Raw genomic sequence first — 13122 nt, forward strand, 5'->3', positions numbered from 1 at the left:
GGCCCGTCGGCTGAATCCTGAACAGGACGTCAGCCGACGGGCCATATGTCGTTGTCGCCAATGACGAAGATCCGACAGCTGTCTTCCTTCTCTACCGGATAACCGCCGGTGAAGGCGCCGAAGGCCGGCAACAGGCTGATGCGTTCCCCCAGCCTGAAACACGCCAGCCGCAAACGCTGGCGCCCCTTGCCGTTCAATCGATAAACCGGGTGAACGTGGCCTGCGAGGACGTGACGCTCAGGGTGCGGATCGGGTTCGTGCTGCAAGGCGAAGGGGCCGAGCAGCAACGGCTCCGGCACCACCCGAATGTTCAGCGTCGCTGGCGGATCACCTGCCCGTTTATCGTGATTGCCGCGAATCAGTGTCATCGGCAGATCGGCGTAGCGTGAGCGCCACTCATCCAAAACGCTCAAAGTGCCCGGGGCATGCGAACCCGGCCCGTGCAGAAAATCCCCAAGAAAGATCAGTTGCCGACACGGCAGTTTCGCCAGCAACTGCTCGATCACGGCGATATTGCTCGTCGTAGTGCCCTGCGGCACCGGCTGCCCCAGGCGACGATAAGCGGCCGCTTTGCCGAAATGCACATCGGCAATCAGCAGCGTCTGCTGCGTCGGCCAGTACAGCGCCTTTTCCGGCAGCAACCAGAGTTCTTCGCCCGCCAGACGCACCGGGTAGGGCGCGTTCATCAGGATTGGCCCTTGTCGGCAGTTTGTTCCAGATCGCCAACCATTCGACGGATGCGGTCAGCGAGTTTTTCCGAGCTCATGCTTTCGCGCATGCGTTCCACCAGCAATGGAAAGCCGAGCGGTGTCGGACGTTTGATCAAGTGCATATCGAGTTCCATCCGGTTGATTCGCTCCAGTGTCTGCTCCAGCCGACGAATATCCAGTTCTTCCCGCAGGACTTCTTCCCCAGCCTGGGCCAGCAGCAGATTGTCGGCGTCGTATTGTTTGAACACTTCGAAGAACAGCCCGCTGGAGGCCTGGACCTGACGGGTACTTTTCGGCGCGCCGGGGTAACCGGCGAACACCAGTCCGGCAATCCGCGCGATTTCCCGAAACCTGCGCAGCGCCAGTTCGCCCGCGTTGAGGCTGGCCAGCACATCCCTCAACAAACCCTCGGGACCGAGCAGGGCGCCATCCAGTTGCACAGACCAGTCAACGGGCGTGGCGCTGAGCAGTTCCAGTCCGTAATCGTTGACCGCAATCGAGAAGGTCACCGGCAGGCGCTGGCTCACCCGCCACGCCAGCAGGCTGGCCAGCCCCAGATGCACCTGACGTCCGGCAAACGGATAGAGGAAAAGGTGCCAGCCTTCTCGGGATTTCAGCACTTCGGCCAGCAGATTGTTGACTGTCGGCAGGCCTGACCAGCGCATCTGGGTTTCCAGCAGCGGTCGCAAGGCCTGCATTTCCGGGCCGGCAAACTCGCCTTGTGCCGCCGCGCTGAACCGGTTGACCACCGCTTCGGCCAATTCATTGGAGAGCGGCATGCGCCCGCCATTCCAGCGCGGTACGGCAGCTTTTTTCGCCTTGCTGCGTTTGACGTAGGCGGTCATGTTTTCCACCCGCACCAGCTCCAGCAGGCGCCCGGCGAACAGAAAACCATCGCCGGGTTTGAGGCGTGCGATAAAACCTTCTTCAACACTGCCCAGTTGTTTGCCGCCACCGCCCTTGCTCCAGAACTTCAGATGAATGCTGGCATCGCTGACGATGGTGCCGATGCTCATCCGATGGCGGCGCGCCAGGCGGGCATCGGGGACGCGCCAGATCCCGTGTTCATCCGGCTCGACCCGGCGGTAATCCGGATACGCCGTCAGCGACATCCCGCCGTGACGCACGAACGCCAGCGCCCAGGCCCAGTCGGCGGGTGTCAGGTCGCGATAGGCCCAGGCGCCACGGACTTCTTCGTACAACTCATCGGGAACAAAGCCACCGCCCAGGGCCATGCTGACCAGATGTTGCACCAGCACATCCAGCGGTTTGTGCGGTGACAGTCGCGGTTCGATCCGCCGCTGTGCCACGGCATCGCCAGCGGCCGCAGCTTCGATCAGCTCCAGGCTGTGGGTCGGCACCAGGGTGACCCGCGACGTTCGACCGGGCGCATGCCCCGAACGTCCGGCACGCTGCATCAGCCGCGCCACGCCTTTGGCCGAGCCAATCTGCAGCACCCGCTCCACGGGCAGGAAATCCACCCCCAGATCCAGACTTGAAGTGCAGACCACGGCTTTGAGCTGGCCATTCTTCAGCGCTTGCTCGACCCAGTCGCGAGTGTCCCGGGACAGCGAGCTGTGGTGCAGGGCGATCAATCCGGCCCAGTCCGGCCGCGCTTCCAGCAAGGCCTGGTACCAGATTTCCGACTGCGCCCGGGTGTTGGTGAACACCAGGCTGCTGGCGCAGACGTCCAGTTCGGCGACCACCTGCGGCAACATCTTCAAGCCGATATGCCCGGCCCAGGGAAAACGCTCGATGGCCGGTGGGAGCAAGGTATCGACCTTGAGCGACTTTTCGCTTTGCCCCTGAATACTCACGCCACCGCCCTGTGGGATCAGCACCTGTTCGGCGTGGGACTGATTGCCGAGCGTCGCGGAAACGCCCCAGACGATCAGCCCCGGCTGCCAGCGCCGCAGGCGGGCGAGGGCCAGTTGCAATTGCACGCCGCGCTTGTTGCCGAGCAATTCGTGCCACTCGTCCACCACGACCATGCGTAGCGTCGACAGCGCCGTTTGCGCGTCGGCACGGGCGAGCATCAGGGTCAGGCTTTCCGGGGTGGTGATCAACGTGGTGGGCAGGCGCCGGTTCTGCCGGGCGCGTTCGCTGCTGCCGGTGTCGCCGGTGCGCAGGCCGACGCTCCAGGGGATCTGCAGATCGTCCAGCGGCGCTTGCAGGGCGCGCGCGGTGTCGGCGGCCAGCGCCCGCATTGGGGTGATCCACAAGACAGTCAGCGGTTCGGCGGGCGGTTTGCGTTTACGGGTGGTTTCAGCAACAGGCCCGGAGCGGGCAAAGCGATTGAGCGCGGCAAACCACACCGCGTAGGTTTTACCGGCGCCGGTGCTGGCATGCAGCAGGCCGGATTCGCCACGTTTGACCGCGGCCCACACCTGTTTCTGAAAGGCGAACGGCTTCCAGTCGCGGGCGCTGAACCAGTGTTTGGCGAAGTCGGTGGAGGTGCCCATGCCGGCGACGTGTGCTCTGAAGATGTTCCTTCAATGACCGCGCCGACCGGGCAATAGTTTTACTTGAGATTGCCGCTGAGAAATTGCTTCAGGCGTTCGCTCTTCGGATTGCCCAGCACTTCTTCCGGCGCGCCTTCCTCCTCCACCAGCCCTTGATGCAGGAACAGCACCTGGCTCGACACCTTGCGGGCAAAGCTCATTTCGTGGGTGACCATGATCATGGTCCGACCTTCTTCGGCCAGGCCCTGAATCACCTTGAGCACTTCGCCGACCAGCTCCGGATCGAGCGCCGAGGTCGGTTCGTCGAACAGCATGACTTCCGGCTCCATCGCCAAGGCTCGGGCAATCGCCACCCGTTGCTGCTGGCCGCCGGAGAGGAACGCCGGATACTGATCGGCCACCCGTGCCGGCAGACCGACCTTTTCCAGATAACGCCGGGCGCGGTCGTCGGCTTCCTGTTTGCTGCAGCCCAGCACCCGGCGCGGGGCCATGGTGATGTTTTCCAGCACGGTCATGTGGCTCCACAGGTTGAAGTGCTGGAACACCATCGCTAGCCGTGTGCGCAGGCGTTGCAGTTCATCGGCGTCGGCGACGTGCATGCCGTGGCGGTCGGTGACCATGCGGATCGCCTGGCCATCGAGGCTCATCGCGCCGTCGTTGGGTTGTTCGAGAAAGTTGATGCAGCGCAAAAAGGTGCTTTTGCCCGAGCCGCTGGCGCCGATCAGGCTGATCACGTCGCCGGTCCTGGCCTTGAGCGAGACGCCTTTGAGCACCTGATGGTCGCCATAGCTTTTGTGCAGGCCTTCAACGGTCAATTTGTACATGGGACAGACATCCTCAAGGCGAAAGTAGATAGCCGCTGCGATAGGCTTCGGCGCCCGCGACGTGGGCGATCACCATCCCGGCGGTGGCCATGCGCCGCAGCGAGCGGGCATAGAGCAGACCGGAAGCGGTGCAATGGACTGGCGTGACCCGGTCACTGATCGGGTCGATGATTTCGGCGATTTTCTGCCCGGCTTCCAGCCACTGGCCGGGCGTGGCGCTGTACACCAGCAGCCCGCCGACAGGAGTGGCCACCGGTTCCACACCGGCCAGCGGTGTGGCGGGATGTGCCAGGGCCGGCAAGGCTTTGGGTTCGCCGACGATGGCGCCGAAATGGATCAGGTAATCGATCAGCGCCTGGCAATCGCGACTGGCCAGCGGATGGGTGACATCCCCCTGACCGCGCAACTCGACGGTGACCGAGAAACTGCCCAGTGGAATCTCGAAGTGGTCGCCGAAGCGCTCCTTCAATTGCCACCACAGCAGGGTGAAGCACTCGTCGAACGACTGGCCGCCGGAGTCGGTGGCCAACAGGCTCGCCTGGGATTCGATATAGCGCGCCAGCGGCTCGACCTGCGACCAGGCCTCGGGCGTGGTGTAGAGGTGAACCACGGATTCGAAATCGCAATGCAGGTCGAGCACCATGTCCGCATCGCAGGCCAGCCGTTGCAGGGTCAGGCGCTGGGATTGCAGTTGGGTGCTGGCGGTCTGGCGGGCGAGGGCATTGCGCAGGCTGGCGCGGATCAGCTCGAGGTTGCGCTGCGGGTCGTCGCACAGCTGTGTTTCGATCTCGTTGCCGATTTCCTCGCTGAGGTCGACGAACCAGCGGTTGAAATTCTGTCCGCTCTCCAGTTCGTAGCGGCCCAGCGGCACGTCCATCAGCACCTGTTCGAGGCCGACCGGGTTGGCTACCGGCACCAGCACGATTTCGCTGCGCAGGCGGCCGGCGGCTTCCAGCTCCGCCAGACGCTGCTTGAGGTGCCAGGCCACGAGCATGCCGGGCAGTTCGTCGGCGTGCAGCGATGACTGGATGTAGATCTTGCCCTGGGCCTTGTCCGGGCCGAAATGAAAGCTGTGGATCTGTCGAGCGGTCCCCGGCAGCGGGGCCAGCAGGTCGTGTATCTGATGACGCATCTCTAAAGGGTCCTAGTGGGTCGGGCCGAGGAACGCCAGCCATCGGCGTTCGGCAAGACGGAACAGGCCGACCAGCGCAAAGGTGATGGTCAGGTAGATCAGCGCGGCGATGCCGAACGACTGGAAGGTCAGGAAGGTCGCCGAATTGGCGTCCCGCGCGACTTTCAGGATGTCGGGGATGGTCGCGGTGAAGGCCACGGTGGTCGAGTGCAGCATCAGGATCACTTCGTTGCTGTAGTACGGCAACGAACGGCGCAGCGCCGACGGCATGATCACGTAGGCATACAGCTTCCAGCCGGTCAGGCCATAGGCCTTGGCTGCTTCGACTTCGCCGTGGTTCATGCTGCGGATCGCCCCGGCGAAAATCTCCGTGGTGTAGGCGCAGGTGTTGAGGGCGAAGGCCAGGATCGTGCAGTTCATCGCATCGCGGAAGAAACTGTCGAGCAGCGGCTGCGCGCGCACGGCGGCCAGGCTGTAAATCCCGGTGTAGCAGATCAGCAGCTGGATATAGAGCGGCGTGCCACGGAACAGGTAGGTGTAGAACTGCACCGGCCAGCGAATGTAGAAGTGCGGCGAGACCCGGGCGATCGACAGCGGAATCGACACGAGGAAACCGAAGAAGATCGACGCGCTGAGCAGCCACATCGTCATCGCCAGCCCGGTGATGTTCTGACCGTCGGTATAAAGGAAGGCTTTCCAGTATTCCTGCAGGAGTTCGATCATCGTACGGCCTCCCGGGCACCGGCGGCGTAGCGGCGTTCGAGCCAGCGCAGGATGATGTTCGAGGCACTGGTGATCAGCAGGTAGATCAACGCGGCGAGGACCAGGAAGTAAAACAGTTGATAGGTGCTCTTGCCGGCGTCCTGCGCGGCCTTGACCAGATCGGCCAGGCCGATGATCGAAACCAGCGCGGTTGCCTTGAGCATCACCATCCAGTTGTTGCTGATGCCCGGCAGGGCGAAGCGCATCATTTGCGGGAACACCACGAAACGAAAGCGCTGGCCGCGCTTGAGACCATAGGCGGTGGCGGCTTCGACCTGACCGCGCGGCACGGCGAGAATCGCCCCGCGGAAGGTTTCAGTGAAGTACGCGCCGTAAATGAAGCCCAGGGTCAGGACCCCGGCGCTGAACGGGTCGATCTCGATGTATTCCCATTCCAGGTAATCGGTGAGCGTCGTCAGCCAGGTTTGCAGGCTGTAGAAGATCAGCAGCATCAGCACCAGGTCCGGCACCCCGCGAATCAGCGTGGTGTAGAGCTGGGCGGGCAGGCGCAGCAGTTTGACTTTTGACAGCTTGGCACTGGCGCCGAGCAGGCCGAGCAACACGGCCACCAGCAGCGACAACGCCGACAATTTGATGGTCATCCAGGTGCCTTCCAACAGCAAAGGGCCAAAGCCCTTGAGGCTGAAGGCGGAGAGCCCCAGATTTTGCAGGAGGTTTTCGAACATAAATCAGCAACCTGACTGAATGAAAAAGGCGCCCATCGAGGATGGGCGCCGGGGCATTATTTGCCGCTGTACAGATTCAGATCGCCAAAGTGTTTCTTTTGAATCTCGGCGTATTTGCCATCATCGTGTAACGCTTTGATACCTTTATCCAAAAGCGCTTTCAGCTCGGTGTTACCTTTCTTAATACCGACAGCGGTCTTGGCTGGCAGCAAGTGGTTGTCGACCGGCTTGCTGACTTCATAATCGGCGCCCTGCGGCGACTTCAGAAAGCCCAGTTCGGCCTGCAACATGTCCTGAATGCCCGCATCGAGACGGCCGGAGGTCAGGTCGGAATACACCTGGTCCTGGTTCTGATAGGCCTGGGTTTTCACACCGGCCTTGTCCAGCACGGCTTTGGCATAGGCTTCCTGGATGGTGCCTTGCTCGTAGCCGACGGTTTTGCCTTTCAGCGAAGCGACGTCGTCGGTGATGCCCGAACCTTTTTTCGACACGTAGGCCGTCGGGCCGGAGAACAGCTCGCTGGAGAAGTCGATGACTTTTTCACGGGCTTCGGTAACGGTCATCGACGAGATCACGCCGTCGAATTTATTGGCCTTGAGGCCCGGAATCATGCCGTCGAAGTCGCTTTCGACCCATTTGCACTTGACCTTCAGCTCGGCGCAGATGGCGTTGCCCAGATCGATGTCGAAGCCAACCAGGCTGCCGTCTGCCGCTTTCGACTCGAACGGTGCGTAGGAAGGGTCAACGCCAAACCGCAGTTCTTTGTATTCCTTGGCCAGCGCGGAGCCGGCGGCCATGCACAACGCCAGTGCAGAAAGGGTCAGCAATGCTTTTTTCATTATTCAATCCCTAAGAACCAATATGAGCGCTTGTGGCGCGGAATGATTGTTACTGGAGCGCTTACGACTTATAGAAAGTAGCAATTTCCGAACCAGAGTCCCGAACAAGTGTTTTAAAAGGTGTAGGAAGTGCAGGCCGGGGTGGGTCAGTGCATGAAAACGGGCACGCCTGAAATGCTGCACCAGGTTGGTTCGTGTGTGATCGTTCCCACGCTCCGCGTGGGAATGCCTCAATGGACGCTCTGCGTCCGCTTTGGGACGCGGAGCGTCCCGGGCTGCATTCCCACGCAGAGCGTGGGAACGATCGGGGAGGCGTAAGGAAAGGATCAGACCAACAGGTTTTGCAAGGTCGCCAGGCTGTCGGCTTCGTCCACGGTCTTGTCCTGGCGCCAGCGCAACATGCGCGGGAAGCGCACGGCGATGCCGCTCTTGTGTCGGCGGGAGAGGGCAATGCCTTCGAAGCCCAGTTCGAACACCAGACTCGGCTTGACGCTGCTGACCGGGCCGAATTTTTCCACGGTGGTCTTGCGCACGATGCTGTCGACTTCGCGCATTTCCGCGTCGGTCAGCCCGGAATAGGCCTTGGCGAAGGGCACCAGCGCCCGGGCACTGGAACCGGGCGGGCCGTCCCACACCGCAAAGGTGTAATCGCTGTAAAGGCTGGCGCGGCGACCGTGACCGCGCTGGGCGTAAATCAACACCGCGTCGACGCTGAACGGGTCGACCTTCCATTTCCACCACACGCCCATGTCCTTGGTGCGGCCGACGCCGTACATCGCGTCCCGGGCCTTGAGCATCATGCCTTCGACCCCCAGGCGCCGGGAGGCTTCACGTTGGCGGGCGAGATCGAACCAGTCGTCACCGGTCAGGGTCGGCGAAGGCAGCAGTACCGGGTTGTTGCAGTGGGCGATAACTTGTTCCAGTTGTTCACGACGCCTGGCCTGGGGCTGGTTGCGCCAGTCTTCGCCCTGCCATTCGAGCAGGTCGTAGGCGAGTATCACCACCGGCGCGTCTTCGAGGATTTTGCGGTCCAGTGACTTGCGGCCGATCCGTTGTTGCAACAGTGCGAAGGGTTGCACCGCCGGGGCTTCTGTCGACTGCGGATCGAACGCGTCTTCGGTGACCGGGCGGTTGTTCTTCCAGACCACGATCTCGCCGTCGATCACCGTGCCGTCGGGTAAACCGTGCAGCAGCGTGTCGAATTCGGGAAAACGCTCGGTGACCAATTCCTCGCCGCGTGACCAGACCCACAGTTTCCCGTCACGCTTGACCACCTGTGCGCGAATGCCGTCCCACTTCCATTCCACCTGCCAGTTGCTCGGCGGCCCGAGCAGGGCCTCGAAGGTTTCAACCGGTTGCGCCAGCGCATGGGCGAGGAAGAACGGGTAGGGTTGGCCGCCGCGCTGGGCGTGCTCGTCGCTGGATTCGGGGGCGATCAGTTTCAGGTAAGCGGCGGCGTTCGGCCGGTTGGACAGGTCGGTGTAACCCACCAGCCGTTGCGCCACGCGTTTGCTGTCGAGCCCGGCCATGGAAGCCAGAGCGCGGGTCACCAGTAGTTTGGACACGCCCACCCGGAAGCTGCCGGTGATCAGTTTGATGCACAGCATCAGGCTCGGCCGATCCAGCTGCGCCCACAGAGCGGGCAATTGGTGGGCGAGGTATTCCGGGGTTTCACCACGCAGGGGCAGCAGTTTGTCTTCGATCCATTCGGCCAGCCCGGCCTCGGAGGTGTGCGGGTGTTCCGGCAGCACCAGCGAAATGGTTTCCGCCAGATCGCCGACCGCTTGATAGCTCTCCTCGAACAGCCATGGCTCAAGCCCGGACGTTTCAACAGCGAGTTCGCGCAGAACTCTCACCGGAACCAGTTGCCGTGGCCGCCCGCCGGACAAAAAGTAAACGGCCCACGCGGCATCCTGCGGTTGCGCCTGGGCGAAGTAGGCTTGCATGGCCGCCAGTTTGGCGTTGCTCGAGGTGGTGGCGTCGAGTTCGGCGTACAACCCGGCGAAGTCTTTCATGGTTGCACCTCGGCCATCGCAGGCGTGGCGCTGGAAAGCTCTTCTTCATCGTCACCGTATTCGGTGTTGAAACCTTGTGCGTCCAGCCCTTTTTCGCGCAGGTGGCGCACCAGCACGCCAATCGAGCCGTGGGTGACCATCACCCGTTCGGCTCCGGTCTGTTCGATGGCCCACAACAGGCCGGGCCAGTCGGCGTGATCCGAGAGCACGAAACCGCGATCCACTCCGCGCCGCCGACGGGTGCCGCGCAGGCGCATCCAGCCGCTGGCGAAGCTGTCGCTGTAATCGCCGAAACGGCGCATCCAGCTGCTGCCGCCGGCTGAAGGCGGGGCGATGACCAGCGCCTGGCGCATCATCGGGTCGTTCTTTTTCACCTCGCCGGCGTAGATCGTCGGCGGCAGGTAGACGCCGGCCTCGCGGTACACGCGGTTCAGCGGCTCCACCGCCCCGTGGCTGAGGATCGGCCCGAGGGTTTCGTCGATGCCGTGGAGAATCCGCTGGGCTTTGCCGAACGAATAGCAGAACAGCACGCTGGCCTTGCCGGCCTCGATGTTGGCCTGCCACCACTGATTGATTTCGGCGAACACCTGCGCCTGCGGCTGCCAGCGGTAGATCGGCAGGCCGAACGTCGATTCGGTGATGAAGGTGTGGCAGCGCACCGGTTCGAACGGCGCGCAAGTGCCGTCCGGTTCGATCTTGTAATCGCCTGACGCGACCCAGACTTCGCCGCCGTATTCCAGCCGCACCTGGGCCGAGCCGAGCACATGACCGGCGGGATGAAAGCTCAGGGTGACGCCGTGGTGGGTCAGGCGCTGGCCGTAGTCGAGGGTTTGCAGGTTGATGTCCGCGCCCAGACGCGCACGCAAAATCCCTTCGCCGGCGCTGGCGGCCAGGTAATGCTGATTGCCGCCACGGGCGTGGTCGCCGTGGGCATGGGTGATCACCGAACGCTCGACGGGCCGCCACGGGTCAATGTAGAAGTCCCCGGCGGGGCAGTAGAGGCCTTCGGGGCGGGCGATAACAAGGTCCATGGCGTTACCGGAATGGAGGGACTTGTTAGCTATGAGGTTGGCGCGAAGTCAGAAGTTCTATTGATTTTCTGAACTGTCGCATGATCGTTCCCACGCTCTGCGTGGGAATGCCTCAGGGGACGCTCTGCGTCCAGTGACGCGGAGCGTCACGGGCTGCATTCCCACGCGGACGGTTCGACGCCTCGACGTGGGAACGATCATGGGGGGTTACTTGCCGGGAGTCAGGGTCAACCGCGTCTTGCCATACACCCGGTCAAAGTTCTGCGGCTGCATCGGCAAGCCGATGTACTGGCCCTTGAGCCAAGCATCGATGCCGTTCAGGTAGTTCGGGCTCACTGGATTTCCGGATTGCCCCGTCCCGTTCTGGCCCATCAGTGGCTCGCTCTGACCGAAATCGACAATGAAACGCATCGACGGCGCACGCGTGGTGTTGAAATCCTGGCCCCAGGCAAACGCCGCGGTGTTGAGGGTGGTGTGGTCGCCGCCTGCCGCGAGCGGGCCGCGGACGGTCTGGCCGTTGGCATTCTTCCACTCGTAGCGGTGCAGTTTGCCCCACTGCCAGGCCCGGCGGTCGCCGCCCAACTGACTGTCGCCGGCGCTGATCGCTGCCGCCAGGCTGCGGGCGAGGATCGCCGGTTTGTCTTCTTTTTGCGGGGTGCGGGCGTCGTCCCAGAACGGACTGTCTTCGCGGCCCAGCAAATGATCGGCCTGGGCGGCGTAGGACAGATCGCCATTGGCGACAAAGGCTTTCCACGCCGGGCTGCTCTGCGGGCCGAGCTCGTCAAGGAAGATCTGTTTCATGCTTTCCTGCAGGAACAACTCGTAGATCGCCGCATCGGCGGAAGTCGGGCTGAGCTTGCCGTCGAAAGCCATCAGGCGGGTATAGGCCTCGCGCGCCTTACTGCGCTCGGCTTCCGGCAGTGCGTCGATCGCCTGTTTCAGCGGCTGCGCCATGCCCGGTGCTTCAAACATTTTCTTCAGTTTGGCGGCGAAGGTGGTGGTCTGGTCGTACTGCATGGCAATCACGCTGCGACTGTCATGCTTGCCGCTGCCGGCCAGTTCGGCCAGGCGCTCGCCACGCTCCGGCGCGGCCCAGGAATTGGACAGTTGCATGCCGTAGCCGTGGGGAATGACCCGCTGGTTGGCGGTGCCGAGCCAGCCCTGGGCCGGATCCTGATCGTACGGGTGCAGCATCGGGTCGGCGTAACCGTCCCAGTCGTAGCGACCTTCCCAGCCCGGCGACGGCAGCAGGCCCTCGCCTTCGCGGCGGTTGGGGAAGCGCCCGGTAACTTGCCAGCCGATGTTGCTGGCGTCAGCAAACACCAGGTTCAGCGCGATGGCGCGGATTTCCCGGCTGGCGTCCGAAGCGCGTTCCACGTTCTGGGCGCGGCTCAGATCGAAAAACGCATCGAGGGATTTGTCATCGGTGAAGCTCGGCGTCTGCAAGGCCAGGCCGAAGCCTGCGCCCTGAGCGGCGGCCTGGGTGCTGTTGAGCAGTGCGCCATGGCGGGTTTCGTACACCGCTTCGCGAATCGGCCGCTGGCCTTTGACGAAGTAGGTTTCGTTGCGCACCGCAACCGGTTGCCACTTGCCGTTGACCTCGTAGGACAACGTGCTGCCCTGACGACGGATTTTTTCCAGGAACAGGTCCTGGTTATCGCCGAGCACGCTGGTCAGGCTCCACGCCACCTTGCCGTTGAAACCGCCGAGCACCATCGGCAGACCGGCCACGGTCACGCCGGCGGCCTGGTATTTCGGCGCGCGGATCTGCACGAAACTCCACAGCGACGGCGCGGCCAGCGGGCCATGGCTGTCGCTGGCCAGCAGGCTCTTGCCGCTGCGGCTGCGTTGTGGGGCGATGGCCCAGTTGTTCGACGACTGAGTGCCCAGCAGGTTGATGGCGGCCAGTTGTTCGCTGGCGTTGCTCAGCTCCGTCAGCCCCGGAATCTGCCCGTTGAGCTTGATGCCTTGCAGCTTGTCGGCCTCGGCCAGCGGCAGGTTTTCATCGGGAGCGGACGGGGTCAGCCACGCCAGTTTGTCATTGGTCACGGTCTGCGCCAGCACCAGCGAAGCGATTTCTTCCGGCAGGTTGGCCGACTGGCTGAAGTTCAGCAGGCAGAAGATCAGCGCCGAATCTTCCGGTTTCCAGTATTCAGGCTTGTAGCCGCTGGAAGCCAGATCCCCCGGCAACTTGTCGGCGTAGCGGAACAGGTAGGCGTTGACGCCCCGGGCATAGACCTCGAAGAAGCGCTTGAGCCGTGGCGACGAAGCCTTGTACAGCTCGCCGGCGCTTTTCTTCAGGTTAACGGCGCGCATATAGCGGTCGGCGTCGAGCATCGACGAACCGGACATTTCCGCCAGACGGCCCTGGGCCAGCAGGCGCAGGGTGACCATCTGATTGATCCGGTCGCTGGCATGCACGTAACCGAGGGCGAACAGTGCGTCGTGGAAGCTGTTGCTTTCGATCAGCGGCATGCCCATGGCATTGCGGCGGACCGAAACGTTCTGCGCCAGGCCCTTGAGCGGCTGCACACCGGAGGTCGGCGGGAGGGTGTCCTGGGCGTTCCAGGTCTGACAACCGGTCAGGCTCAGAACACCGGCCACTGCTGCGGCAACGCCGAACCGGGGAAGAAAATGTGAAAGGGCTGGCGAGGCCATGGC

Annotated in this window: 10 protein-coding genes; all 10 read right to left on the minus strand. The window is 62.9% G+C overall.

Annotation, left to right across the window (positions count from 1 at the left end; genetic code table 11):
- Nucleotides 1-29 precede the first annotated feature (29 nt).
- The 10 genes from pdeM to ACEN93_RS23110 all read right to left on the minus strand — a co-directional run bounded on the left by pdeM (nucleotide 30) and on the right by ACEN93_RS23110 (nucleotide 13119).
- Entirely contained in the window at nucleotides 30-686 is a 657-nt protein-coding gene (pdeM, locus tag ACEN93_RS23065; RefSeq protein ID WP_495610537.1) for a ligase-associated DNA damage response endonuclease PdeM, read from the minus strand.
- Nucleotides 686-3172 (minus strand): ligase-associated DNA damage response DEXH box helicase, encoded by a 2487-nt coding sequence (locus tag ACEN93_RS23070; protein WP_495610538.1) that lies wholly within the window; start codon nucleotides 3170-3172, stop codon nucleotides 686-688. Before ACEN93_RS23070 ends, pdeM begins: the two co-directional genes overlap by 1 nt.
- 59 nt (nucleotides 3173-3231) lie before the next feature.
- Nucleotides 3232-3996, minus strand: a complete 765-nt coding sequence (locus ACEN93_RS23075; protein WP_039771333.1) for an ABC transporter ATP-binding protein — start codon at nucleotides 3994-3996, stop codon at nucleotides 3232-3234.
- 13 nt (nucleotides 3997-4009) lie between these two features.
- A complete protein-coding gene (locus ACEN93_RS23080; RefSeq protein ID WP_495610539.1) occupies nucleotides 4010-5128 on the minus strand; it encodes a succinylglutamate desuccinylase/aspartoacylase family protein in 1119 nt (372 codons plus the stop codon).
- 12 nt (nucleotides 5129-5140) lie between these two features.
- Nucleotides 5141-5851, minus strand: coding sequence for an ABC transporter permease (locus tag ACEN93_RS23085; RefSeq protein WP_039771337.1), 711 nt, complete (start codon nucleotides 5849-5851; stop codon nucleotides 5141-5143).
- Nucleotides 5848-6576 carry an ABC transporter permease gene (locus ACEN93_RS23090; protein ID WP_495610540.1) on the minus strand — a complete coding sequence of 243 codons (729 nt, stop codon included), beginning with the start codon at nucleotides 6574-6576 and terminating at the stop codon, nucleotides 5848-5850. The genes ACEN93_RS23085 and ACEN93_RS23090 overlap by 4 nt, the downstream gene beginning before the upstream one ends.
- 56 nt (nucleotides 6577-6632) lie before the next feature.
- A complete protein-coding gene (locus ACEN93_RS23095; protein WP_011332769.1) occupies nucleotides 6633-7415 on the minus strand; it encodes a transporter substrate-binding domain-containing protein in 783 nt (260 codons plus the stop codon).
- A 326-nt stretch (nucleotides 7416-7741) separates the two neighbouring features.
- A complete protein-coding gene (locus ACEN93_RS23100; RefSeq protein ID WP_495610541.1) occupies nucleotides 7742-9430 on the minus strand; it encodes an ATP-dependent DNA ligase in 1689 nt (562 codons plus the stop codon).
- The gene (locus ACEN93_RS23105) at nucleotides 9427-10461 is read right to left on the minus strand and encodes a ligase-associated DNA damage response exonuclease (RefSeq protein WP_039771341.1); all 1035 of its coding nucleotides are present in this window, start codon (nucleotides 10459-10461) and stop codon (nucleotides 9427-9429) included. The genes ACEN93_RS23100 and ACEN93_RS23105 overlap by 4 nt, the downstream gene beginning before the upstream one ends.
- Nucleotides 10462-10668: 207 nt before the next feature.
- Nucleotides 10669-13119 (minus strand): penicillin acylase family protein, encoded by a 2451-nt coding sequence (locus tag ACEN93_RS23110; protein WP_103387425.1) that lies wholly within the window; start codon nucleotides 13117-13119, stop codon nucleotides 10669-10671.
- Between the last annotated feature and the right edge of the window lie 3 nt (nucleotides 13120-13122).

The sequence above is a fragment of the Pseudomonas sp. Pseusp21 genome (genome assembly GCF_059492145.1).